The 25,036-nt window shown below is 43.5% G+C and carries 24 protein-coding genes and 2 tRNA genes; 16 read left to right on the top strand and 10 right to left on the bottom strand.

What is annotated here, in order from left to right; genetic code table 11:
- Positions 1 to 79 precede the first annotated feature (79 nt).
- The 3 genes from AXE82_RS05180 (at position 80) to ccmE (ending at position 1,767) form a co-directional block, all read left to right on the top strand.
- A complete protein-coding gene (locus AXE82_RS05180; protein ID WP_062332184.1) occupies positions 80 to 871 on the top strand; it encodes a heme ABC transporter permease in 792 nt (263 codons plus the stop codon).
- 116 nt (positions 872 to 987) lie between these two features.
- Entirely contained in the window at positions 988 to 1,197 is a 210-nt protein-coding gene (gene ccmD / locus AXE82_RS05175; RefSeq protein ID WP_062332181.1) for a heme exporter protein CcmD, read from the top strand.
- Between the two features lie 84 nt (positions 1,198 to 1,281).
- Positions 1,282 to 1,767: a cytochrome c maturation protein CcmE gene (gene ccmE, locus AXE82_RS05170; protein ID WP_036602407.1), complete on the top strand. Its 486-nt coding sequence runs from the start codon at positions 1,282 to 1,284 to the stop codon at positions 1,765 to 1,767.
- A 188-nt stretch (positions 1,768 to 1,955) separates the two neighbouring features.
- Here the strand turns inward: ccmE and AXE82_RS05165 are convergent, their stop codons facing one another.
- Positions 1,956 to 2,276, bottom strand: coding sequence for a hypothetical protein (locus AXE82_RS05165; RefSeq protein ID WP_062332178.1), 321 nt, complete (start codon positions 2,274 to 2,276; stop codon positions 1,956 to 1,958).
- A 577-nt stretch (positions 2,277 to 2,853) separates the two neighbouring features.
- Between AXE82_RS05165 and ypfJ the strand changes: the two genes are divergently transcribed.
- A complete protein-coding gene (ypfJ, locus tag AXE82_RS05160; protein WP_062332173.1) occupies positions 2,854 to 3,738 on the top strand; it encodes a KPN_02809 family neutral zinc metallopeptidase in 885 nt (294 codons plus the stop codon).
- A 123-nt stretch (positions 3,739 to 3,861) separates the two neighbouring features.
- On the opposite strand, the gene rho is transcribed toward ypfJ, so the two are convergent.
- Positions 3,862 to 5,130, bottom strand: coding sequence for a transcription termination factor Rho (gene rho, locus AXE82_RS05155; protein WP_007117155.1), 1,269 nt, complete (start codon positions 5,128 to 5,130; stop codon positions 3,862 to 3,864).
- Between the two features lie 583 nt (positions 5,131 to 5,713).
- Positions 5,714 to 6,037 carry a thioredoxin gene (trxA, locus tag AXE82_RS05150; protein WP_062332170.1) on the bottom strand — a complete coding sequence of 108 codons (324 nt, stop codon included), beginning with the start codon at positions 6,035 to 6,037 and terminating at the stop codon, positions 5,714 to 5,716.
- Between the two features lie 494 nt (positions 6,038 to 6,531).
- On the opposite strand from trxA, the gene AXE82_RS05145 reads away from it, so the two are divergent.
- The 5 genes from AXE82_RS05145 (at position 6,532) to AXE82_RS05125 (ending at position 12,432) form a co-directional block, all read left to right on the top strand.
- A complete protein-coding gene (locus AXE82_RS05145; RefSeq protein WP_062332167.1) occupies positions 6,532 to 8,055 on the top strand; it encodes a Ppx/GppA phosphatase family protein in 1,524 nt (507 codons plus the stop codon).
- 130 nt (positions 8,056 to 8,185) lie between these two features.
- The gene (locus tag AXE82_RS05140; RefSeq protein WP_062332163.1) at positions 8,186 to 8,995 is read left to right on the top strand and encodes an acetyl-CoA carboxylase carboxyltransferase subunit alpha; all 810 of its coding nucleotides are present in this window, start codon (positions 8,186 to 8,188) and stop codon (positions 8,993 to 8,995) included.
- 150 nt (positions 8,996 to 9,145) lie between these two features.
- Positions 9,146 to 10,633: a tRNA lysidine(34) synthetase TilS gene (gene tilS / locus AXE82_RS05135; RefSeq protein WP_227713378.1), complete on the top strand. Its 1,488-nt coding sequence runs from the start codon at positions 9,146 to 9,148 to the stop codon at positions 10,631 to 10,633.
- Between the two features lie 209 nt (positions 10,634 to 10,842).
- Positions 10,843 to 11,682, top strand: a complete 840-nt coding sequence (proC, locus tag AXE82_RS05130; RefSeq protein WP_062332158.1) for a pyrroline-5-carboxylate reductase — start codon at positions 10,843 to 10,845, stop codon at positions 11,680 to 11,682.
- A 117-nt stretch (positions 11,683 to 11,799) separates the two neighbouring features.
- A complete protein-coding gene (locus AXE82_RS05125; RefSeq protein ID WP_062332155.1) occupies positions 11,800 to 12,432 on the top strand; it encodes a YggT family protein in 633 nt (210 codons plus the stop codon).
- A 49-nt stretch (positions 12,433 to 12,481) separates the two neighbouring features.
- Here the strand turns inward: AXE82_RS05125 and AXE82_RS05120 are convergent, their stop codons facing one another.
- Positions 12,482 to 14,134 carry a phospholipase D-like domain-containing protein gene (locus AXE82_RS05120; RefSeq protein ID WP_062332152.1) on the bottom strand — a complete coding sequence of 551 codons (1,653 nt, stop codon included), beginning with the start codon at positions 14,132 to 14,134 and terminating at the stop codon, positions 12,482 to 12,484.
- Positions 14,135 to 14,144: 10 nt separating this feature from the next.
- The gene (locus AXE82_RS05115) at positions 14,145 to 14,954 is read right to left on the bottom strand and encodes a hydroxymethylpyrimidine/phosphomethylpyrimidine kinase (protein ID WP_062334792.1); all 810 of its coding nucleotides are present in this window, start codon (positions 14,952 to 14,954) and stop codon (positions 14,145 to 14,147) included.
- A 333-nt stretch (positions 14,955 to 15,287) separates the two neighbouring features.
- Between AXE82_RS05115 and AXE82_RS05110 the strand changes: the two genes are divergently transcribed.
- Both AXE82_RS05110 and AXE82_RS05105 read left to right on the top strand, forming a co-directional pair.
- A tRNA-Ser gene (locus AXE82_RS05110) sits at positions 15,288 to 15,377 on the top strand.
- Between the two features lie 103 nt (positions 15,378 to 15,480).
- A tRNA-Arg gene (locus tag AXE82_RS05105) sits at positions 15,481 to 15,557 on the top strand.
- Positions 15,558 to 15,595: 38 nt separating this feature from the next.
- Here AXE82_RS05105 and AXE82_RS05100 read toward each other — a convergent pair.
- Positions 15,596 to 15,778 carry a hypothetical protein gene (locus AXE82_RS05100; RefSeq protein ID WP_062332149.1) on the bottom strand — a complete coding sequence of 61 codons (183 nt, stop codon included), beginning with the start codon at positions 15,776 to 15,778 and terminating at the stop codon, positions 15,596 to 15,598.
- An 89-nt stretch (positions 15,779 to 15,867) separates the two neighbouring features.
- Here AXE82_RS05100 and AXE82_RS05095 point away from each other — a divergent pair, with 89 nt between their 5' ends.
- Positions 15,868 to 16,491: an RDD family protein gene (locus tag AXE82_RS05095; protein ID WP_320159290.1), complete on the top strand. Its 624-nt coding sequence runs from the start codon at positions 15,868 to 15,870 to the stop codon at positions 16,489 to 16,491.
- A 17-nt stretch (positions 16,492 to 16,508) separates the two neighbouring features.
- Here AXE82_RS05095 and AXE82_RS05090 read toward each other — a convergent pair whose 3' ends face one another.
- The 3 genes from AXE82_RS05090 to AXE82_RS05080 all read right to left on the bottom strand — a co-directional run bounded on the left by AXE82_RS05090 (position 16,509) and on the right by AXE82_RS05080 (position 19,952).
- Positions 16,509 to 17,084: a hypothetical protein gene (locus AXE82_RS05090; protein WP_062332142.1), complete on the bottom strand. Its 576-nt coding sequence runs from the start codon at positions 17,082 to 17,084 to the stop codon at positions 16,509 to 16,511.
- Between the two features lie 40 nt (positions 17,085 to 17,124).
- Complete coding sequence (locus tag AXE82_RS05085; RefSeq protein ID WP_062334790.1) at positions 17,125 to 18,030, bottom strand: polyprenyl synthetase family protein; 906 nt, start codon at positions 18,028 to 18,030, stop codon at positions 17,125 to 17,127.
- A 101-nt stretch (positions 18,031 to 18,131) separates the two neighbouring features.
- On the bottom strand, positions 18,132 to 19,952 hold the full coding sequence (locus AXE82_RS05080; protein WP_062332139.1) for an acyl-CoA dehydrogenase C-terminal domain-containing protein: 1,821 nt from the start codon (positions 19,950 to 19,952) through the stop codon (positions 18,132 to 18,134).
- 154 nt (positions 19,953 to 20,106) lie between these two features.
- Between AXE82_RS05080 and AXE82_RS12095 the strand changes: the two genes are divergently transcribed.
- From AXE82_RS12095 to AXE82_RS05065, 4 genes are all read left to right on the top strand, one after another.
- Positions 20,107 to 20,250 carry a hypothetical protein gene (locus AXE82_RS12095; RefSeq protein ID WP_156627504.1) on the top strand — a complete coding sequence of 48 codons (144 nt, stop codon included), beginning with the start codon at positions 20,107 to 20,109 and terminating at the stop codon, positions 20,248 to 20,250.
- Between the two features lie 142 nt (positions 20,251 to 20,392).
- Complete coding sequence (locus AXE82_RS05075; protein WP_007117140.1) at positions 20,393 to 21,031, top strand: MarC family protein; 639 nt, start codon at positions 20,393 to 20,395, stop codon at positions 21,029 to 21,031.
- A gap of 677 nt (positions 21,032 to 21,708) precedes the next feature.
- Positions 21,709 to 22,014, top strand: coding sequence for a hypothetical protein (locus AXE82_RS05070; RefSeq protein WP_007117138.1), 306 nt, complete (start codon positions 21,709 to 21,711; stop codon positions 22,012 to 22,014).
- Between the two features lie 155 nt (positions 22,015 to 22,169).
- Complete coding sequence (locus tag AXE82_RS05065) at positions 22,170 to 23,327, top strand: 5-(carboxyamino)imidazole ribonucleotide synthase (protein WP_060994548.1); 1,158 nt, start codon at positions 22,170 to 22,172, stop codon at positions 23,325 to 23,327.
- A 246-nt stretch (positions 23,328 to 23,573) separates the two neighbouring features.
- On the opposite strand, the gene AXE82_RS05060 is transcribed toward AXE82_RS05065, so the two are convergent.
- Positions 23,574 to 24,803, bottom strand: a complete 1,230-nt coding sequence (locus tag AXE82_RS05060) for a toxic anion resistance protein (RefSeq protein WP_062332136.1) — start codon at positions 24,801 to 24,803, stop codon at positions 23,574 to 23,576.
- Positions 24,804 to 25,036 lie beyond the last annotated feature (233 nt).

The following is a 25,036-nucleotide window of genomic DNA, read 5'->3' as shown; positions in this document are numbered from 1 at the left end:
ATACCAGTAAAATAAGCGAACAAATATCTTATTGTTGATGGCTTACATTCATTTTAGAAAAAAAAGCAAGGCGCATTCCATGGCAGAAATTACCCCAAACGTTGGCAAAACTGGCTTTTTTTCTCGCCTTTGGCAAGGATTTCTTAAAACTGTTGGCACCAAAGAGTTTTATCGTATTTTTGCCCCTTGGGTGAGATATTTAGCTGTCATTGCTGCGCTGCTATTAGCGGTGGGTGCCGTTTGGGGATTAGCGTTTGCGCCTCCTGACTATTTGCAAGGCAATAGCTATCGCATTATCTTTATCCATGTCCCCACTGCCAGTCTAGCCATGTCAATTTATTTGGGCATGGCAATTTTAGGGGTGATTTTTTTGGTCTGGAAAATTAAAACCGCCAATTTGGTTGCCCAAGCGATTGCGCCGATTGGCTTCATGCTTTGTGTGTTAAGTTTACTTACAGGCTCTATTTGGGCAAAGCCTACTTGGGGCACATACTGGGTATGGGATGCGCGTCTCACTTCTATGCTGATTTTGGCGTTTTTATACGCAGGCGTGATGGCGCTATTTGCTGCATTTGAATATACCGCTAGTCGTGGTAAAGCGGCGGCGATTTTATCGATTGTAGGTGCGGTTAATTTGCCGATTATCAAATATTCTGTCAACTGGTGGAACACCCTACACCAAGGCTCGACATTTACCGTAACTGAGCGTCCAAAAATGCCGCCTGATATGTATATTCCGCTGTTGCTGATGATGTTAGGCAGTTATTTTTTGGTGGCTGCGCTGACAATCTATCGTACCAACACCTTGATTTTGCAACGCGAAAGTAGCAAACAGTGGGTGATTGATGAGTGCAAACGACTATATCGTTAAAGTGTTATCGTTAGAGCCTGCTTATTGACATAAAGTATCGCCATTTAACTAGCGATAGCTTTAATCCTATGCCATCAATCTATTCTCTAAACCTACATTCAAACCTGAGGTGACCAATGAGCCCGTATTTTCGTAATTTTGCCGAGTTTATCGCCATGGGTGGGCATGGTAGTTATGTGTGGTCAACTTGGCTACTGACTTTACTAGGCATTATCGCGCTCGTCTTTTTTAGTCGTAGTCAGCGTAAAGCGACCTACCGAGATATCACTACCCAGCAGGCGCGCCAGCAACAGCGTCATCAGCGTACGGCTAAGGGCAGCGGATAATAGTATTTATCGCCCTAATCAGTGTTATAATAGACAAGTAGCCCCATAGGGTTTGGTTCATCAAAAGTGAGATGAAAAAAAGCGATGAATAAAGTACGACAAAAAAAATTAATGTGGGTGATGGCAACCTTATTTGGCGCAATCATTGCCGTCGTCCTCGTGATTTATGCGGTAGGACAACAAACCGACTATTATTTTGACCCCACAGCCATTAGTCAAGGCAAGGCACCTGAAGATACTCGTATCCGAGCAGGGGGCATGGTCGTGCGCGGTAGTGTCGAGCGAGATAGCACAGACCCGCTCAATGTCAAATTTAAAATCACCGATTTTAAATCCACCGTACCGGTATCCTATAAAGGCATTTTGCCAGATTTATTCGCCGAAGGTTCGGGCGTGGTCGCCACAGGTGCGCTTGAAGGCAATACCTTTGTCGCAAGCGAAGTATTAGCAAAGCATGATGAGAATTATATGCCGCCAGAAGTAGCAAAATCACTAAAAACCCAGCATCAAGCCAATGGCACGGATGTCAACCAAGCCCAGTTTATGCCAGCTACCCCTGTCAAACAATAAATTCACTTAGCTAAAAAGCCAATTAGCTAAAAAATTAATTAGCTAAAAAATCAGCTGGCTAACAAAGCTATAGAGCTAAGAAAGTGGGCAATGACCCACTTTATTAAAAATTTTATGCCATACAAAATCTTTAACCATAAAAAAAGGAAACCGCTTGGGTTTCCTTTTTGTTCAGTTTAAAAAACTGATTATTTTGCAGCAGATGCAGAAGCATCAGCAACATTTGCAGCAGCAGCATCAGCAACTTGGTTAGCAGCGTCAGCAACAGCAGAATCTGGTGCAGCAGCAGATGCAGTTTCTACTACAACAGTAGAAGCGTTAACAGTTGCAGCAGATGCAGTTACTGCAGGTGCAGAAGCTTCAACAATGGTAGTCGTAGTTGATGAAGCAACTGTAGTTGAAGCAGTAGTAGATGCAGCAGCTGGTGCAGCTTCTTCTTTTTTGCTACATGCAGTCATAGCTAAAGATGCAGCAACTAAACTTGATACAGCGATTAATTTAATGTTCATTACGTGTTCTCCTAAAGAAAATAACCCCGTATTCACTCGACGATACTCTAAATAAAGCGTTTATTTAGAATTAAAGACACACGGGACATGAAACTGGTGATATTGTAGCTGAAACTTAGTCAAGATAAAATAACTTTCGTATAAAAAAATATAATAAATCTGATAAAAGGTTGTAACAAAATAACACCGTAATCACAAATACAACTTTTTGGACTTATTAATATCGTACGAAAAAGATATCTTCTTTTAGCTTTTCGCAGAAAATGACGTATTATACGCATAAAAATCTGGCAAGGATATCTTTATTTTTGTAAATTTACAAAATTTTTTCTATTTCCCGTACTGTATTAAATAATGCCTAAAAAATAATTTTTTTTTGGCAATAAATGGTTAATTTTAATCAGGTTTGGCAGATTATAGATAGGTAATAATAAGTTACATTAGTGGTATATTGTTAGGGTTTATTGTCAAAAATCTGTATAAAACTACGATTTCACACAGTAATTTTTAGGCAAAATGCTACAATGCCAAAATAAGCATATTATAAAAGCAAGATAGTATTTAAGGAGGTATTGGTATGAAGTGGGAAGATCGTGATGGTAGCTCGAATGTATTAGTCAGCGGCGGTAAAGCCGTGGGTGGCGGTATTGGTACTATTATCATTGGTTTGATTTTATGGCTGGTGTTTGGTATGAATCCTATGACTGCGATGCAAACAGGTTCTGCAATCACAGGTGGCAATAGTAGCGGTCAACAAACCCTTGACCAGCAAACGGCTGACCGCGACCAAAAATTTGTCTCAGTGGTGTTAAAAGACACGGAAGAAGTGTGGGGTCAGATTTTTAGTGAAAACAATATGCAATACCAACAGCCTAAATTAGTGTTATTTAATGGTATGGTACGTTCGGGTTGTGGTAATGCGTCTTCAGCGACAGGGCCTTTTTACTGTCCTGCTGACCAACGCATCTATCTTGATACCAGTTTTTTCCAAGAAATGCGCCAAAAATTGGGTATTACAGGTGACCAAAATGGCTCAGGTGATGCACAAAACCAAGGTAAAGCAGGTGACTTTGCACAGGCTTATGTGATTGCTCACGAGGTGGGTCACCATGTACAAAATCAGTTAGGTATTAGCCAAAAAGTAGATGAAGCCAGTCGCCGTGCCACGCAAGCACAAGCCAACAATTTATCAGTGCGTCAAGAACTACAAGCAGACTGTTTTGCGGGTGTTTGGGCAAACCGTAACCAACAGCGTGTTCAATTCTTGGAGCAAGGCGATATTGAAGAAGCGATTAATGCGGCGCAGCAAATCGGTGATGACCGTTTAGCCCAAGCCAGTGGCCGAGCAGCGGTGCCTGATAGTTTCACCCATGGTACCAGTCAACAACGTATGACATGGTTTTCACGCGGTCTAAAATCGGGTGATATTAACCAATGCGATACTTTTAGTGGTGCAATTTAAGTAGCGGTGTGATTTAAGCGCAAAGGATGCCAATAAAAAAGACGCCAACAAAAAGCTCAACACCAGGTTGAGCTTTTTTATTTTTATAAGTCAGCTAATTAATACGATTAAGCGGTAACATGATTAAGATTTATCTTTACGCGTCATTTGCTCAAAGAATTCATCATTGGTTTTTGAGTCTTTAAGTTTTTCTAGCAAAAACTCAGTGGCTTGTAATTCATCCATGGGGTGTAGCAGTTTGCGCAGAATCCATACTTTGCGTAGCATTGCTTCATCCATCAAACGCTCTTCACGGCGAGTGCCCGATTTTTTGATATTGATGGCAGGGAATACCCGTTTTTCGGCAATGTCTCGCTCAAGGGTAATTTCTTGGTTACCTGTCCCCTTAAACTCCTCATAAATTACCTTATCCATGGTACTGCCTGTGTCAATCAAAGCGGTTGAAATAATGGTCAAGCTACCGCCTTCTTCGACATTACGCGCGGCACCAAAAAAGCGTTTTGGGCGTTCTAAAGCATTGGCATCAACACCACCCGTTAGTACTTTGCCAGATGAAGGCAAAACCGTATTATAGGCGCGGGCTAGACGCGTAATGGAGTCAAGTAAAATCACCACGTCTTGTTTGTGCTCAACCAAGCGTTTGGCTTTTTCAATCACCATTTCGGCAACTTGTACGTGACGGGCTGGCGGCTCATCAAAGGTCGATGCGACCACTTCACCACGCACCGTGCGCTGCATTTCGGTCACTTCTTCAGGACGCTCGTCAATGAGCAGCACGATGAGATAACATTCTGGGTTGTTTTTGGTGATGGATTGCGCGATGGATTGTAGCAATACGGTTTTACCCGCTTTTGGTGGCGCGACGATAATCGAGCGTTGACCTTTACCAATCGGGGCAATCAAGTCAATGATACGACCCGTTAAGTCTTCTGTGGTACCGTTGCCGAGTTCTAGGCGAAGCTGCTGGGTGGGGAAAAGTGGGGTTAAGTTTTCAAAAATCAGTTTGTGGCGAGAGCGATCTGGGGTGTCAAAGTTGATTTCGTTGACTTTTAATAGGGCAAAATAACGCTCAGAATCCTTGGGTGGGCGAATCGTACCAGCGATGGAGTCACCCGTCTTGAGATTGAAACGACGAATTTGGCTCGGACTCACATAGATATCATCGGGACCTGCTAGATAAGAGCCTTCCGACGATCGTAAAAAACCAAAGCCATCGGGCAAAATCTCAAGCACGCCATCCCCATAGATAGCTTCACCGTTTCGGGCATGGGTTTTTAAAATGGCAAAAATGATATCTTGTTTGCGACTACGGGCCATGTTTTCTAGACCCATTTGCTCGCTAATCAACAACAATTCAGCAATCGATTTTTTTTTGAGTTCAGTCAAATTCATAGGTAAATCATCAATAACTAATTTTGAACCACCTCAAAACGTGAGTCGAGTAAAGGCGCTGCATCGTTTTAAGACAGTAGGGGTGAAGAGAATGTAAAGAGAAAAAACTAGAAACGTTTGAAATGATTAACTAAGCGTTGCAAACAGACAATACCAACTAAACCAAATAATAGTAAATGCCTGCTAACGTGACGTTAAGCATATCGATAAGATAGTTATTTTGTGAAACACACTATACGACTTGACATATTCATTTGTCAATGTATCGACATAAAAAACCGCGATTTTTTTACTCACAAGTATCAAAATCGCGGCGAATCTCATTGGTAACTATCAAAAAACAGACAGTTACCAATGTAACAATTGTAACAATTCAATTTAACCTATGCTAGGGCGTGTCCCTAATTCGGAACAAAGTATTTTTAATGGCCTAAATATGCCTAAATCTGGCAAAACTGCGTTAAATTGTTTGACAATATTCCAATATTATCTGCACAATTTGCCTTGTTTTGCTGGCGATTTAGTCTATTTTTAGCCTCATTATCCAAATAGGGACACGCCCTAGTGATTCTTCCCCTAGCGATTATAGGTGTTTGTTGATAAGGGCAGCTAATTGGGCTTTTGGTTGCATACCCATAGTGGCATCCACTTTTTCACCGTTTTTAAACACAAATAAGGTAGGGATACTACGGATACCATATTGCGCGGCTAGGTTTGGATTTTGGTCAACGTCGATTTTAACGATTCGCGCTTTACCCTCATATTCTGAGGAAAGCTCGTCTAATACAGGTGCGATGGCTTTACATGGACCACACCAAGTTGCCCAAAAATCGACCAATACTGGGGTATCTGATTGTAGTACTGCTTTTTCAAAAGTACCTTCATCGGCATGAATAACTGAAGACATAGTAACTCCTACGTGTTGATGTTGTTAACTGTTAGGTTTTGGATTACGGTTAAGTAATGACCCAAACCCTTGTTTTTGCCCAGTGCTTGTTTTTGCCTAATAAAAAAATCTTAATATTGGATACAATCAAACAGTGATAGAAACAATGATAGGATAATGAAATCTATTAAACAGACACCCAACGGCAAATTACTTTATAGTGATTATCATGATAGGGTCATATTAGCATAACACAACCCCAAAACAGGGTATGGCTATGGTTAATTGTTTTGATAGTTATGATAAGAAACATTAATGGCATCTAATTAATTGTATCTAAATGATTGTAACGATAGAATTTTTTAGAAAATATTACAGTCAATTTTTTTCACCGATGGACAGGCATGGGAGGAGGCAAAAATGGCAGTTGCAATAAAATGGCTTTTACTCAAGGGTGAAAATGCGTAAAATGGTGTTTAATCGAATTATTGACTTTAACCGACACTAAGTGAAATATGCCTGACTTACTTGCTAACAACGAACTTATGGCCGCCATTGATATTGGCTCAAATAGCTTTCATCTTGCCATCGCGCGGTTAGACCATGGGGAAGTACGCAAATTAGCATCAATGTCAGAAAAAGTGCAGCTTGCCGCTGGACTTGATGAAAACAACTATTTGTCGCTTGAGGCACAAAAACGTGGGCTGGATTGTTTGACCCGTTTTGTTGGACGACTAGACGCTGTCTCACCACAGCGGTTGCGGATTGTGGCGACCAATGCCCTGCGCCAAGCCAAGAATGCCGATGAATTTATTCGACAAGCCAATTTAATTTTACCCAAACCCTTAGAAGTCATTGCTGGGCGAGAAGAAGCGCGTCTAATTTATTTGGGTGTTTCTCATACCAATGCCAGTACCGACAAACGCTTGGTGATTGATATTGGGGGTGGTTCGACGGAGTTTATTATTGGCAAAGGCTTTGACCCGATTCTGACCGAAAGCTTACAAATGGGCTGTGTTGCCTTTACCAAATCCTATTTTACAGACGGCGCTATCACCGAAAAAGCGTTTGAAAAAGCGATTGCTGCGGCGAGAAAAGAAGTGCTTGGCATTAGCCGCTTGTACCAAAAAACGGGCTGGGACAGTGTCACGGGCTCAAGTGGCACGATTAAAGCGGTCAATCAAATTTTGCTGCAATTTGGACTTGCCGATGAAAATGCTCGTGTGACCTACAGCGGTGTCAAAGAAATCCAAAAATTACTGATTAAAGCAAAACATATCGACAATATTGATTTTGCCGACATTAAAGACACCCGTAAAGTAGTGTTGCCGGCTGGTGTCGCCGTGCTGCTCGCAGCGATGAATGTTTTGGGCATTGATACCATCTCTTATTCAGATGGTGCGCTGCGTGAAGGTGTCATGTACGACATGCTCGGGCGTTTTGCCAGTGAAGATGTACGCGATCGCAGTGTACAAGCCTTGATGACGCGTTATTCGGTTGATAGAAAACAAGCAAAACGTGTGGTACGTACCGCGCAGCAGCTGTTTGACCAAGTGAGAAATCGCTTGGGGCTTGATGAAGAAGACGCGGATTTACTTCGCCGTGGTGCCTATTTATATGAAATTGGTCTTGCCATCAGCCATAGTAGCTATCACAGGCACAGTGCCTATTTGGTAGAAAATTCGGATATTGACGGGTTTTCACAAGTGGATAAAACACGCTTGTCACAGCTAGTAATGCACCATCGCCGTAAATTAAAACCTGATAGTTTGGATGAAGTCAAAATGGTCGGCGGTGATAATCTGGTGTATTTAACTTTGATTTTACGCCTAGCGGTACTGGTGCATCACAGCCGTAGCAAACATGATACGCTACCGATTCAGCTAGCGGCTAAAGATAACCATACTTGGGAAGTTTCGGTAAATTTAGCGGATGATAACGCAAGTCTTGTGCTGTCAGATTTGCAAGATGAAATTGATATTTGGCAAAAGTGGGGCATGAGCTTATCCGTTACTACTTATGAGCCAGCTATTGCGTAAGCAAATGGCTAAGTAAATAGTTAAACAAACAGCTAAGCAAATTTTTAAATTTTAAATAAAGTTAAGCGTTTAGGTCTGTCATACTCTTTTGAGATGACAACAGTCGCAGTAAAACAAGGGAATAACGACAATGAGTGTTTGGGAAAAAGTACAGCTTGCACGTCATGCAAAACGACCATTATTTTTGGATTATGCCAACCAGCTGTTTACGGAATTTGATGTGCTCCAAGGGGATCGCGCGTATGCCGATGACAAAGCGATTTTGGGCGGGATGGCGATGTTTAACGACCAGCCTGTCATGCTGATTGGTCAGCATCGCGGTCGCAGCACCCGTGAGCGTATTGAATACAATTTTGGTATGGCGAACCCAGAAGGCTACCGCAAAGTAGTTAGACTGGTGCAAATGGCAGAACGGTTTAAATTGCCGGTGTTGACCTTTATTGATACCCAAGGCGCATATCCTGGCGTAGGTGCAGAAGAGCGTGGTCAAGCGCAAGCGATTGCCCAAAGTATTGCGGTATTTTCATCCTTGAATGTGCCTGTGATTGCCACGGTAATCGGTGAAGGGGGTTCAGGCGGTGCATTGGCGATCGGCGTCGCTGATCGTATCAATATGCTAGAAAACAGCATTTATTCCGTGATTTCGCCTGAAGGTTGTGCGTCGATTCTATGGAAAACGGCTGAAAAAGCGCCCCAAGCCAGTGAGGCATTGAAACTCAGTGCGGTAAATTTAAAATCCCTTGGCTTGATTGATGAAGTCATCGCAGAAGGCGAGGGCGCGCATATTAACAGCGATGTGGCTATGACCAACCTTAAAGCCACACTTGAGCAACAGTTAGCGGTGCTTATAAAGCTTGATGAGCAAACGCGTCTGCAACAACGCTATGAAAAACTGATGAGCTTTAATTCTACGGTGTCATTACCAAAAGCCTCTGCTTGATAGTCAGTGATTTAACCTATTTTAATTTTTAATGATTCATGGGCGTTTATTGAGGCGCCCATTATTTTATCCAATTTGTTTTATCCCACTTGTTTTATTTCCTGGTTTTTCTCTTGCCGCATGAGCTTGAGCACTATGTCGTCTATCCCTATGTCATCTGTCCTTATGCCACCTGTCCCCATGTCACCTGTTATTGAAGCGACTCAGCAAAGTTATCAAACCCATATCAACCCGCACCCCAAGGCTACCACTAAAATTTTTATTGCGTGCAGTGGCGGGCGAGACTCGATGGCATTACTGTTCGCCTGTCAGCAGCTACAACTACCGATTCATGTCATTCATATCAATCATAAATTGCAAAAAATCAGTGATGACTGGCAACAACTGGTAGAAGGCTATTGCCACAAGCACCACATTGACTATGACAGCGTTTGTATCGATTGGCAATCGCAGCAAATTTATGCCGCCGATAGCACAATTAACCATGAACAACAAGTCAATGAACAACAAGGCAGTACACAGGAAGTCAATGAACAACAAGCTAGAACCGCCCGCTATCATGCCATCATACAGATTGCAGGCGAAAATGCCATTGTTGCCTTGGCGCATCACGCCAACGATCAGGTGGAGACCTTGTTGATGAACCTATGCCAAGGGACAGGATTGACGGGGCTGACAGGCATGACGGCGTTTGGGGTGCAGCACGAATTTGGCACACCCATTTGGTTATGGCGTCCGTTGCTCGGGATAACGCGTGATGAGATTAGCGACTTTGTAGCAGCGCAACATATCCCTTATGTCGATGATCCTACCAATTTTGGCGTAGCTAATCAGCGCGCTTTTTTACGTAATCAGATTTTGCCACTCCTTGATGAGCGCTTCCATAAGCTAGTGCAAAATATCACCCGCACTCAGCAAAACCTAACCGAAGCGCAGCGTATAGTCGAAGAGCAATATCAACAAGATTTGGCGCTATGCCAGTGGTCAAATGGCTGGACAAGTCATCAGCAATGTTTGCATATCCTTAATCTAAAATCACTGAGCCAAGCCAGACGCTTTAACCTATTGCATCATTGGGTCAAAGGCTCACAAAAATTTGCCCCAACTCGGCAATTGATTGTACAAATTGAGCGGTTACTACAATCAGCGCAAACAGACCAGCAAGCCATTTTGCAGTGGCAGGGGATTGAAATTAGAAAATACCGCGATACGTTATACCGCCTTGATGCCGATTATGTGAAGGCGATTCATGGCAAGTCAGATAACAGGGTATTAGCCAATTTGGCTGCCGATGTGGCATTATCTGTGGGGCTGTCTCTAGAATTGGCGCTTGCTAGCAGAGCCGTATTGCCAAATGAGTCTTTTCAATTATTGTCACAATCGTTTCACCAATCGTTTAAAAAACTGTGCCAACGATTTGACATTCCTAGCTGGGAGCGACAATTTGCTAAAGTGGTCATTCTGGAGGACAACAACGAAAAGGCGCTCACGGCATCTCAAACACCAAAACGGCTTGCTTTATTATTGCCAAATATCAGTGTTTGGCTGGCAGATGCCAGTGAGCTGAATTTGGCTACCCAAGCGCCTTGTCCGTGGCACTTGGTTTGGACAGACAGTCTTGATAGTCAATCTCATTGATTTAACACTAGCATGGACTGAGACTGTCATGGACTAAGACTATCAAACCACTAATAATCCCTTGAATTTGCGCCATATATACCAATTTACGCTGTAAATTTGTCATCAAAATTTGCCGTAGGTATGGTAGACTTATTTGCGAATAATAGCGAGGGCGAACCCTTTAACTGCTTTCGTGACCCCACAAAAAATGATTACAAAGGACATCTATGGCAACCACAACTTCTCTTAATATCGCCTTTATTGGTGGCGGTAATATGGCATCGGCGCTTATCGCAGGGCTATTAGCAAAAGGTCAGCCAACTAGCCTACTGCATGTGGTAGAAACCGATGCTAAGAAGTTAGCGGATTTTCAAGCCCAAGGGTTAAATACCTACAATGCGAGCAATATCGACGATACCAAACGCGCCATCGAAAAAGCCGATGTGGTCGTGCTCGCCGTCAAACCGCAGGTCATTAAAGATGTGTTACTGCCAGTCAAAGATAGCTGGGGCGAGCAAGTGGTTATTTCAATTGCCGCAGGGATTGGTACCGAGAGTTTAGCCGAGTGGTTGGGGCCGCAAGTCAAGCTAGTGCGGGCGATGCCAAATACCCCTGCGATGATTCAAATGGGTGCCACAGGCTTGTACGCGACAGCAGCGGTCAGCGAGGCGCAGCAGCAACTTGCGCAGCAAGTGATGTCCGCGGCAGGACTGGTGTTATGGGTAGATGACGAAGACCTACTGCACGCCGTGACCGCTATCTCAGGGTCAGCGCCTGCGTATTTCTTTTATATGTTAGAGAACATGATTGCCACGGGTGAAAAATTGGGGCTGACCCAAACCCAAGCAACGGCTTTGGCAATGCAAACGGCACTCGGCTCAGCGCAAATGGCATTGACCAGTGATGATACGCCAGCTGAGCTGCGTCGCAAAGTGACCTCGCCCAATGGGACTACCCAAGCGGCAATTGAAGTGATGGATGCCAAACAAATGCATCAAATTATTGCCGATGCCATGCTAGCGTGTGAGCAGCGCTCGCGTGAGATCAGCCAAGCGTTTGGCAAATAACTCGACTTGGCTAAAACATGGGCTACAACATTGGCTACAACAGCAAATTTTAATTAACTATCTTAACGTCTTATCGTTAACAAGTGTGTAAGCAGCAAATAAGGATAAACACAGGGCATGACTAATCTTTTGGCAGGTTTGTTTGATATCGTCGTCGCGGCGGCGATGATACTGGTTTTCTTTCGATTTATGCTGCAGTTTGCTGGCATTACCGCAAAGGATGCGTTTGCTAAACCCATTTATCGTATGACACGCATTGTCGATGTTTTTGGACGTATTTTCCCAACCCTTGGTGATGGCAGAATCAATACCGCAAGTTTGGTGTTGCTGTTTTTGCTGCGGATGATTTTTATTTGGGGCGTGCTTGGCATGATGCGCATTGATAGTCAAAATATTGGGCTGTTTTATATGCCAGAGGTGAACTTAGCCATGATCGATTATCTATCGCGGCATTTTTCACCTGTCATGATGTTTTTTGTGGCGGCGGTGACCTTGCTGATTGATTTTTTAAGAATGTGTCAGTACATCATTATTGGCTCGTTTATCGGGGGCTGGGTGATGCTTTTTACCCAAAAAATGCCAGCGATTTTTGGACTCCTCACCTTGCTTAGTGAGCCAATTATTCAGCCATTTCGCAAAGTATTACCTGCCACAGGTATGCTTGATTTGGCACCTATGCTGGGTTTTTTCTTGATTATTTTGCTAGAAACCTTGGTACAAACCGTAGGCTTTTATTTATTAACCCTCTAGTCTTTGTAACCCTATAGTCTTTGGCAAACGACGATTAAATGAGTAAGCTTTAAAGCAGTGGGCTAAACAGGCGAATAGCGTTGTCCAAGAATTTTGCCCCAAAGCTACGCTGCTGCCATCCATCGCGCTGTAATGGCTCACTTTGTCGCAGATATTTATGCTGGCAAGTGAGTATTTGCTGGGTCATGGTACGATTATAAATCGCCATACTCACCTCCATATTCAGATAAAAACTGCGCATATCCATATTGACGGTACCAAACAAGCAATAATCGTCATCCACGCACAAAATCTTGGCATGTAGCAAGCCTGGATTAAACAAATAAATCTGCACCCCTGCTGACAACAGCGGCTCAAAATAAGCCTGTGAAGCAAACTGTACCAACAGTGAATCTACTTTTTTGGGTACATTTAAAATCACCTTGACCCCACGCTTGGCAGCGGTAGTCATAGCAAGCAGCAGCGCATCATCTGGCACAAAATAAGGCGTGGTAATAACCACTTGTTTTTTGGCGGCAAAAATTGCACACACCAAGGTTTCGTAGATGACATGCTCCGTTAATTCTGGCGCCGATGGAATCAGCTGCAAGCTGACTTGACTCACCGATGGGTAAGCTTGTAGGCTGCTTTGCAGCGGCAAAATGTTAAGCAGGGGCGGGTTAGGGACACGCGTGTTAGCGTTTTGACCTGCCCCGCGAGCGTTAGCCTCGTGTTGTAATTTGCGATGATGCAGCTTTGAGGTGTCAATATACAGCGACTGGGTATAGAACGACTTGGTAAAGCGATTAACGATTTTTTCAAGGTTTGAAAAATTGGCGTTGGTTTCTGCGCTGATATCCGTGGTCGTGACAAGTGCCATGGCTTTCACCGAATTGACGGTATCATGACTTTCCACCCGTATCATGGCATCAATCCATTTGCCCACATGCGCGTCTCGTTTGAAAAAATCTGGGTCGATTAAATTAAAACTTCCCGTATAGCCATAGCAACTGTCAAAAATAGCCAGCTTACGATGGTTGCGGATATCAATACGTTTGACAATGGTTTTGAACAAGCCTACGGGCAACGACTCATGCACAAAGACATCAGCGGCTTTGAGTTTTTTTACCCACTGACTGCGAAAAAACGCATGACTGCCAACGCTATCAGCGAGCAAATGCACGGATACGCCGCGCTGGGTAGCCGCCATCAAAGCTTCTAATAACTCAATCACCCGGCCTTGTGGCGACACAATATAAAACTCTAGCAAAATCATCGTGTTTGCCGCACGGATATCGGCTAATAAACTGGCAAAAATATGGTCAGCGTCTGTTATCAGCGTCAGCGTATGATTGTCGTACACGCCAAGCCCAGTTTTTAGTAGGGCGATATTGCTCAGTTGCCGTGCTTCGGTGTCTAAGTTTTCGGAAATTTGATTAAAATCAATCTGATGAGCATTGGCAAAGTCACGCAGTAATTTTTGCGCCATCAAACTGCGCTTACGGTACTGGTGTCCAATATTGATTTCACCAAATAGCATATAACCGATGATGCCAACAACAGGCAGGGCAAATAATACCGCAATCCAAGCAATTGCTACGCTTTGGCGGCGCTGCTGTTGAATAACCCGCACAACTAGCCAAAGCATGATAAGAAAATGGGCAATAACACCTAGCTGCCATAGCAACGTCTTGACAATCGACCACTCCAATAATAAGCCCATAATAGCTTGCCTAACCTAGCATTGAGGTGTAATGAAAGCGCTTGGGAATTCTTTGACCATGAGGGTGGACAATGTCAGCGACTTTGAGCACGTGTTGTATCCAAATATCTGCGCATTGTACCGCTGTCACAAGCTTATCACCCAGTGCCAAGCGACCTGCGATATAACTTGCCAGACTGCAGCCTGAGCCATGATATTCACCCGCCAGTCTTGGCAAAATCGCTTGGTATGCCAGTCGGCAGGTTTGGTTATCATTAACGTATAAATATTGCTCGATACCAGCGGCTTGGCTATCGTGAGACGTCTTGACTAGCACTGCTTTGGCACCTTGTTGACACAAATCTTTGGCGGCGGCATGTAGATTGTCGATGCCTGTCAAATCACGCAGTTCAATGCTGTTGGGAGTCATTAGGGTCGCAAAAGGGGTCAACTGGGCAAAGGCAGCCACCAAAGTGTCTTTGTCACCTAAAGCACCGCCACTGTTGGCCACCAGTACGGGGTCAAGCACATACGGCGTACCTGTTGCAATACTGCCATCGGTGAAAAGCTGCGCGAGCATTGCAATATTGTCAGTGGTGCCAAGCATCCCTGACTTGATGGCTTTGACAGGCAAATCATTAAGCACCGCCAGTGCTTGCGCTCTTACCAGCTCACTTGCGCATGCCTCAAACCCAAAAACTTGCTGTGAACTTTGAACGGTCACTGCGGTACAAGCAATCGCTGCATGACTCCCTGCTTGCCCAATCGACTCAATATCCGCTTGCAAGCCTGCGCCACCTGATGGATCTAACCCCGAAAAACACAATACAGTGGGGCGCAGTGTCATGCTAGGTAATAAAATAGGGGCAAGGGTAGCAGGGGTTGACATAAGATTTTCACAGGCTGGCTATCAATCCTCATAAAGGATTGGTTAAATGGTTTTTTTAATCATTATTTTCAAACAGATTATCACATAACGATTGGGTTGTATAGGTAGGCGTTATAGCTAGGCACAGTACCACTGCCAAGGTGCTGCAATTATTCTCACATAATTTTTTTAAAAAGTCTTGCAAATTTGGATTGGTTTGTTATAATGCCCACCCACAATGCTTGAGGTTAATGGCGACATTGACTAAAATTATTGTACGGTGTTATAGATAAGTAAGAGCAATTCGGTGACGTGGGTGAGTGGCTGAAACCACAGCCCTGCTAAGGCTGCATACGGGAAACTGTATCGAGGGTTCGAATCCCTCCGTCACCGCCATTTATTGAACCAAAATTAGTTTTAAAATTATTTAAAATAAAGTTTGACAAAATAAATACTCTAACTTATAATAGCGCCCACTTCAAACGAAGACATTAGTTAAGCGCTTGTAGCTCAGTTGGATAGAGCATCAGGCTACGAACTTGAGGGTCGGGGGTTCGACTCCCTCCAAGCGCACCACTAATTATTTTGTTAAAATTAATCGCCACTCTTTGAGTTTAGGCGATTTTTTTATGTCTTATTTTTTTATACATCATATTACTCGGCGGGTTATTTTGCCGTTCCGTTTTTTTCACCCCTGCCTCACTATTGCCTAAGGCATTTTCATCCCAATTGTGTTTATCCCAGTTATGTTTATCTGAGCCATGCAATGATGGGTCTGTAGTTGGCGTTTGAGTCATAGCCTTTTGGTTGTATTTAGGCTACAATTTCGTTTAATTACTCCTATCATTCGCCCGCTATACCTATGCCTAAGACCAAGACCCCAATATTGAAAACAGCTGAGACCAACAGCCAGCCGCAATCCATGCAATCAGCGCCATTGCCAGAACAACAACCCGTGATGGCAAAAGCGGCTACTCGGCTGATTGCTATGCTGTATGATGGTATGTTGATTTTGGCGATGCTATTTTTTGTGCAAATGCTGCTTATTGTATTGGGGACTAAACTGCTAGGTTTGGCAGGGACGGATATGAAGCAAGCGGCGACATTACCGCTATGGTATCGTAATGTTGTGCAAATCCCTGCGTTTGTGATTATCTTAGTCGGGTTTTATGGGGTGTTTTGGCGTAAGGCAGGGCAGACGCTTGGCATGCAGACTTGGCGGCTTAAAACCATGAACCGTGATGGCTCATTGCTAAGTTGGCGGCAATCGATGATGCGGATATTAGCCGCCTGTTTATTGCCGGTGGTCTGCGGGATGATAGGCTATCTTATCCACCAGTCGGTGGGCGCGCTGTATTTTAGTATGTTTATTGGGCTGTTGTTTAATTATTGGTTTGCATGGGTCAATAAGCAAGGCTTGGCGCTGCATGATTTGCTGTCAAACACCGTGACCATGAAAATGCCAAAAATTAACCACGAAGGCTTGTTTGCTGGGTTTAGGAAAAAATAAATATTTTTGACGTTTATCTAGGAAAAAATGAATGGAAATTGTTCCTGACATTCTGTTATTAATTTGTCATATAAATGGTCTGTATTCTCCCCACGCAAAGAATGTTCGCTTAACATAAGATAATAATTCAAATTATCATAAGGTATATAAATTATCCAATCACCAGTAAGAGAGCTATTTTCTTTTTTAACTTTCAATGTGCTCTTCAAAATATTTTTAGGAAGATTATTAGCATAATCATTAAGTGAATTAGATGATATCAGAGTCTCTTCATTGATTTTTTGAAAGTTGTCTGATGCTTGAATATGATTAGATGTATTAACTGCAATTTGTTTAATGGTTCCTAAGAAATAGTGCTTATGCCAAAACCCCCTTAGTTTACCTTTGTTAAACTGAGCTTCTTTTTTGGTTTTAGTCTCATTTATTAAACCTTCTAAATAATTTATTTCTTTAGTAACTGCATCTACATCTCGTCCTGAATCAAGCATTTCCTGTAATTGGCGTTTTAGCAAATTCGACAGTCTATGTTTATAGTTTGGTTTTATTCCAAAATGAATATCTTGCTCTTCTTCTGTATAGCCAAATATCTTCATATATATTCCTAATACAATTATAAATCGCATTTATTGAGATTCATTTCTCTCTTTCCCATAACCAATCCGCCAAATCAACGAGATAGTTTTCCATGCCAAATTCAGCAACGATGGTATTTTTTGCCGTATCAAACAAGCTTTGGGCATAGTCTTTAGCAGCTTCCACGCCCAGTAATTTGACATAAGTGGATTTATCCAATTTTTCATCACTACCCGCAGGTTTGCCAAGCTGTTTGGTGTCAGCAGTCACATCCAAAATATCATCTTGTACTTGGAAAGCCAAGCCAATCTGCTCGGCAAAGCTATTGAGTGCTTGGCGTTCGCTGTCAGTCGCGTTGGCACAGATGGCACCCATCAATACTGACGCTTCAATGAGCGCGCCTGTTTTGTCACGGTGGATGGCCTCAAGCTCAGTTTGGCTAAGCTGTTGGTGTTCGCCATTTAAATCCAGCATTTGCCCCATCACCATCCGCCGTGCCCGTGGCGCAAACGTGGCAGAAAGCGGGGTAGCAAACTCACTGTTTTCACCAAAATACGTATGGGTTAGGGCTTCAAATGCTAAGGTCTGTAGCACGTCACCGGCAAGCATCGCAGCGGCTTCACCATAGGCGATATGGGTGGTAGGGCGCCCTCGGCGCAGCGCATCATCATCCATACAAGGCAAGTCATCATGCACCAGCGAATAGCCGTGTAGACACTCTACCGCCATCATGGCACGGCGCACGTCATTAGATAATTGATGGGATGGGTGGGTAAGACTGCTTTCGGTTTTTACTGTGGCAAAAGTTGCTGCAATCAGTAAAGGACGTACCCGTTTGCCGCCATTGGTCATCGCGTATAGGCTTGCTTCATGCAGCGGCGAGGGTAACTTACAGGCTTGGAGGTAGGCTGTGATATCCGATTCTAATTGGTCAATGACTTGGCGCGAAAAAGCAGTAAATTCCATAATCAATTCTTTTGTATGTGTTAAAATTTTGAGCAATAAAAAAGCTGCCCCCGTTAAGGTTGAGCAGCCTTTTTGCAAAATGGCGCAACAAGTTTAACCCATTAGTCTAGGAAATTAAAGCTATCTAAATCCATCGCCATTAACTCGCTTGGTGCCAACATGCTCTCTGAGTGACCTGAAGCGCGTGGCAATAGTTTTTCAAAATAAAACTCAGCGGTTTTGATTTTGGCTTCATAGAATTCTTTGGTTTCGCTGCCGCCATTTTTGAGTTTGTCATACGCTACCGCCGCCATGCGTGCCCAGTGATAGCCCATGATGACATAGCCTGAGTACATTAAGTAATCATCGGATGCTGCTGAGACGATTTCACGGTCTTTACGAGCCGTGAGCATAATACGTGTGGTAAGGGTATTCCACTCTGCACAGTATTTGGTCAATTCCCAAACAAATTTACGCATCCCTTTATCTAGTGCGTATTCACTACACCATTTCATGATATTGGCGGTGTAATCCAGCAGCACTTTGCCTTTTGATTGGATTAACACTTTACGACCTAGTAGGTCAAGCGCTTGTACGCCTGTGGTGCCTTCATAAAGGGTTGAGATACGTGCATCACGGGCGATTTGTTCCATGCCCCATTCTTTGATATAGCCATGACCGCCGTAGATTTGCATACCATGTTTGGCGCATTCAATGCTTAGTTCAGTTAAGAAGCCTTTGAGTATTGGGGTATAAAAGCCCAATTTATCATCCCATTTGTGGAACTCAGCATCGTCACCGAGCATCGCTGCTTCAAACATTTTGTCAGCATAGCGTGATGCGTGATAAATCATTGAGCGCGCGCCTTCTGAGAAGGCTTTTTGGGTGAGTAACATACGCGCAACATCGGCATGATGGATAATCGCATCAGCCACTTGGTTTGGCTCTTTGGTACCTGATAGGGTACGCATTGAGCGGCGTTCTTTGGCATAGGGCAATGAGTTTTGGAAAGCCAATTCCATATGCGCTAAACCTTCCACACCTGTGCCTAGGCGGGCAGTGTTCATAAAGGTAAACATGGCTTTTAAGCCTTTATTCGGCTCACCGATTAAATAGCCTGTCGCATTATCAAAGTTGAGTACCGCCGTGGCTGATGCTTTGATACCCATTTTGTGCTCAATTGAGCCACAGTTAACTGGATTACGCTCACCAATGTCACCGTTTTCTGTGACCAAGAATTTTGGCACGATAAATAACGAAATACCCTTAGTACCTTCAGGCGCATCGGGTAGGCGTGCTAATACGATATGCACGATATTTTCTGTTAGGTCATGTTCACCGGCTGAAATAAAGATTTTGGTACCACTAATCTTATAAGTACCATCCTCTTGTGGAATGGCTTTAGTTTTAACTTGACCCAAGTCGGTACCACATTGTGGCTCAGTCAAACACATGGTGCCCGACCAACGACCTTCTACCAAGGCTGGCATATAAGTGGCTTTTTGCTCAGGGGTGCCGTATTGCATGATGGTATTCATACAGCCCACCGACAGCCCTGGATACATGGCAAATGCCCAGTTTGCCGTGCCCATCATTTCACTTTTGATGAGGTTGACAGACATTGGCATATTTAAGCCACCGAATTCTTCAGGAAACGGTATGGCTTGATACCCAGCTTCAACGAACATATCATAAGCTTCTTTAAAGCCTTTTGGCGTGGTGACAACACCTTTGTCAAAATGGCAACCTTCATCGTCGCCTGATTGGTACAGTGGCATCAACACATTGCTACAATAATCCGCAAAACTCTCAAGCATCATATCCACGGTTTCAGGATCGGCATTTTCACCACATTTTAAGGTTTTATAGTGTTCTGGGTAATTAAATACTTCATTGGTTAAAAAGCGAATATCACGCAGGGGGGCTTTATATGATAATGGCATACGCTGAAATCCTTTTAAGAGACTATTAACTAAGATAGAAAGTGAAAGGTAAAAATAAGTCCGCTCAGTATAAAGGTATTTGCCCCTAAAAGCTTCAAATCATAATAAATATTCATAAATAATACTAATTATCATAAAATTATTTTATGATTTTGTGGTCATCGAGCAAGGGCGCGTGGTGGAGACAGGCACGCATGATGAACTGTATCGCAAGCAAGGCAAATACTATGAGATTTTTAATGCCATGTCCGATAGTTTAAATCTTGATAAAATCACCCAAACGTTAGACAGCCACTAATTTTGTGTTCATTGTGCAGGCTTAGCACGCGCACTGGTAGCGCTAAGCGGATTAATGCCGTAACCTGGCTGACTTAAATTTATGCTACCATAACTGTTTTGTTATATTCACCCAACTTCACCCAACAAGTTAGTCAATACTCATGGAATCTCAAGTCTTAAAAATATTTTTGGCACTGGTGGTACTGGTCAATCCCTTTGCCGCGTTATCGTTATTTATTGATATCACCAAAGACGCCAATCGACAACAAACTCGCAAAGTTGCACTGATTTCAGCGATTACCGTGTTTGTGACCATTGCGATATTTTCGCTGGCAGGCGAGCCTATTTTAAAGGTGTTGGGTATTTCGCTTGGGTCATTTCGTATCGCAGGCGGTATCTTGGTATTGATTATTGCCATTGGCATGATGAATGGCGCTGGCAATGTTGCCAAACCGCATGTCGGCAAATCCGGGGATTTAAATGGCGTGGCGTTTCAAGGGGCGGCATCTGCCGTGGTGCCGTTGACGATTCCGATGGTGATTGGCCCTGGTGGGATTTCTACCGTGATTATTTATGCCGCAAGCGGGCATAGTTATTTTAATATGCTAGCGATTATCACCGCAGGTTTGATTATCAGTATTATCACTTATCTAAGCTTTATGGCAGCGGGGCAGGTGAGTCGTTTCTTAGGTGACACAGGGCTTAATGTGCTCAATCGTATCATGGGGATGCTACTTGCAGCCGTTGCAGTAGAGATTTTTGTGGGCGGTTTAAAAAGTGTATTTCCGCAGTTGTTGTAAGTTCAATGGTTCAAGCTGCATGGTTCGCTCAATAATTTATCTGACCTTGCCGTAAAACCACCGACTTCAGGTGGTGGATATAAGGCAATTGCTTAACTCCATAAGATTTGCTATACTCATATCACTATATTCAATGTCTTACACTCAACAGTTAAATTAAGACTAAATTGCGAGTACGCAGTAACTTAACTGGTAAGACATTCCAAACACACACTTGAGCTAATCCGTGTCTATTGACAATCCTAACGGTAGGATTAGCTTAAAATAAGAACCTTAAATGTACGGTGTGTAGTACGGGCGGTTGCCACTATTTAAGGTTTGCGGTGGGGCTTCACCGTCTTGCAGAAGGAATCCCCTCACTTTAGGGAGGGGAGGAAGTCAACAGAATAGCCCTTAAGCATTAAGTAGTGTAGTCGCTGTGTTAATATCACAAATTATGCTTGATTTTTACCGCTAAAGTCGCCATTTTAATAATCATGCAATATGCCAAACCCTGTTAACCTGTTAATAAGCTGTCAACAAGCTTCTAAAAAGATGCAAAGCGTTAAACCATGCTAACGTTGATGAAAGCGATATGACAGGGTGACTAACAGGTTGATTACCCTAGTTAATCAGATAGTTACTAAGGTAGTAACCCAATATAGTCACTGGGGCGGATAAAAGATAGAGGAGCGACGATGCAAAAAGATGCAAAAACAGATTACCAAAGCCTACTGCAAGCGGCAAAAGAGGCCAAAGCAGAAGCGATGATGCTAGAGTTTATCGAGCAAGCTGACGGCAAAATGGTACTACGTACCTCGAATGACGAATCAGAAAACTTGGTAAGTATTGAATTTTCTGACAAAGTGAAAGAACTGTTGGGAGAGGATACCCAGCTGATTGGGCAAAGTATGATTCATGCTGCCATTCAAACCTTAATGCAAAAGCAGCTTTCGCAGTGGCATGCCAATGTGTATGACGAAGAACCCGTGCATTACAGTTAACGCGTAAAACCTATTCATTGATTTTTTGAACCCGTAAGACTAAAGACTTATGGGTTTTTTTATGCTTGGATTTTTTATTTGTGAGCAAATCCTTTATAATTAGCCATAATTTTTCTTCTGTGTTTCACTTATCAAAAAGAGCCGCTACCATGCCTATGCAAACCGCCAATTTTTATACCATCAATCATTCCAATTATCCTGTCAAAACCATTGGAATTTTAGGTGGCGGACAGCTAGGTATGATGTTGGCGCAAGCGGCATTGCCACTGGGTATCCGCTGCGTGTTTTTGGAAGATAGTGCCAATTGCCCGGCACGCTTACTGGGCAAAGTGTTTAGTAGCGAGCAATTTGAAGATTTTGCCCAAAGCTGTGATATTTTTACCTTAGAGTTTGAAAACACCCCGCTCAAACCTGCCCAGTTTTTGGAATCAACCAAAACCTTGTACCCATCATCATTTGCGCTATCGGTGGCACAAGATCGGTTAAATGAAAAAAAATTGTTTAATCAATTAGATATCGCCACCGTGCCTTTTATGGCAGTGCATGACAAAGCCGATATCCAGGCCGCCGCCGACAAATTGGGGCTACCCTTGGTACTCAAAACCACACGCGGGGGCTATGATGGCAAAGGGCAGTTTGTGGTCAAATCCGCTGACCAAATCGACACCGCGTGGGCAGAGCTTGGTGACGCAACCAAAACAGCGCCGCTCATTGCCGAAGGCTTTATTCACTTTGAGCGCGAAGTATCTATCATTGCAGTGCGCGCCCAAAACGGTGAAATCCGCTATTATCCGCTCGTGCAAAATGAGCATAGCAATGGTATCTTGGCAAAATCAACCGCACCAGCACCGAACGTCGAGCAATTGACCGAACAAGCCCAAAGTAATATCAAAAAATTGCTCGAACATTTAAACTATGTGGGCGTGTTGACGTTAGAATTATTTGTGACTTCTGAAGGCGGCGCTGAAAAATTGCTAGCCAATGAAATCGCACCCCGCGTGCACAACTCAGGGCACTGGAGTATTGAAGGCGCGGTAACCAGTCAATTTGAAAATCACATGCGCGCGGTGGCTGGATTACCACTTGGCGATACGTCCATTGTTAAACCATCAGTTATGTTAAATGTCATCGGCAAATACCCAAAACTGGACGAAGTCCTAGCCATCGCTGGCGTGCACGTGCACAATTATGATAAAGAAGAGCGCGAAGGTCGAAAAATCGCTCATATCACAGTAATGCCGAGCGATAGCAGTCAACTGGATAACACGGTCGCGCAAGTGGTTGCAAAATTACCCAATAAATTGTCTGACTAAAGCCATGTAACTAAAGCTATGTGTCAGCAAAAACACCGCACTCATGGCGGTGTTTTTTTAAGCTAAAAATACTTTGTTTTTCAAAAACTTTGCTTTGCAAGATTAGTCTTCACCAGCTGACACTTTGATAGTTTTTGCTTGTTAGTTGTCATCAATTATCCTTTTATTATTACTGATAAAAGATGGTGATAAACAGTAAAAGCCGCAATCATCCGTGAGGTTGCTCATAGTCAAATCAAACGGGGATTAAAGTTTGACATTACCCAGTTTCTCCTCATCAATTTGTAGCTCGTTGGCAACCTCACTCACCGTTTGGTGATTGGTGCGGTCAAGGTAGGTTTGTGCGCGGTCAACTTCTTGGGTCAGTACATTGAGCGTTTGCTGCATATTGCCCAGTGCTTTGACTTTAAAGGCGTCAATGGCATGCATGGTCTCATAGATGTGATTAAAGGATTTTTGCAGTTTTTCCAAGTCCAGTGAGCTGCCGCTGGCTTGCTCATGAACTTGCGCGGTTTGGCGTTTGAGCATGACTGACGTTGATTCAATCAAGCTACTGGTCGTTGAGTTAAGCGCATTGATTTGGTCAAGCACCAGTTTTTGACTGCTCAGCGCTTGTGACACCATCACCGCAGTACGTAGCGCAGCAATCGTTGTCGTCGTGGCACGGTCAACGCCTTTGATAAGCTCTAAGTTGTTTTTGCGAATCATATCAAGCGCCAAATACCCTTGGATGTTCACCGCCAGCTGGGTCAAAAAATCCATGTTTTTCTGGCGCACATAAAACAGCAGTTCTTCTTTGACCACGCGTGCTTTTTCAGGGTCGGTGGCTTCAAGCTCACCGATTTTTTGCTCTAGACGTTCATCAATTTTTTGACCGACATAAATATATTGACGGAGCGACTGCATCAGTGCCCACATATTGACCTTTTCTTGCTCAATGCTAGCATTGTCTTTCATCAGTTCATCTTTGCCGTGATACAGGCTTTCAATGATGGCATTGATATGGGTTTGCGAAGATTGGTATTTGCGAAAATAATCTTGCACGGATTTGCCCATCGGGATGATGCCCAAAAATTTGCGTGGACTTGACAGCGAACCTTGTCGGGCTGGATCTAGGTCTTCGACCACGCTGCGTAGCTCAGTCAAGGATTTGGCAATCGGGGAGTTGTCAAATAAGGCTTTATCCATGCTTTTAGCAGGACGATCGAGCATGCGATTTGCAATCTGCGCGGAAGCGCGAATTTCGGTACTACCCAGCTGATGAATGGCGTTGACTTTCTCATCGAATACTGACGTGTTGACAGGGGTTTGTAATACATGCATCACAAAATTGTTCACTTTGGCATCAAGTTCAGGCACTTTGGTTAGGTCAAGTTTGACCAGTTGGTCGGCTTCGTCTTGTGGCACAACGGCAACGGGTTGCGGCGCTTCAAGGGTGATGACAGGGCTGGTTTCTGGCGGGGTGAGTTCTGGCATGATATATCCTTGAGTTGTCTATATTGGTATTTGTATGTTAACTTGCCTTTTAATTTGTCTTGGTATTTTAGCGGTTTGAGCTAACGCTAGTTTGATTATCTTGGTGAATTATTTCATTTGTTGTTCTATTTGGGTAATCATTTTTTCCATGCGTGTTTGACGAATGATTTTTATGATTTATCGCATAATGCTACGTCAATATGACAGCGTGACAAAAATTTTTTCAATCACAT

The organism is Moraxella osloensis (assembly GCF_001553955.1).
Classification (GTDB): domain Bacteria; phylum Pseudomonadota; class Gammaproteobacteria; order Pseudomonadales; family Moraxellaceae; genus Faucicola; species Faucicola osloensis.
The sequence above is the reverse complement of the archived record's forward strand: the minus strand, read 5'-3'. Positions and strand labels throughout refer to the sequence as shown.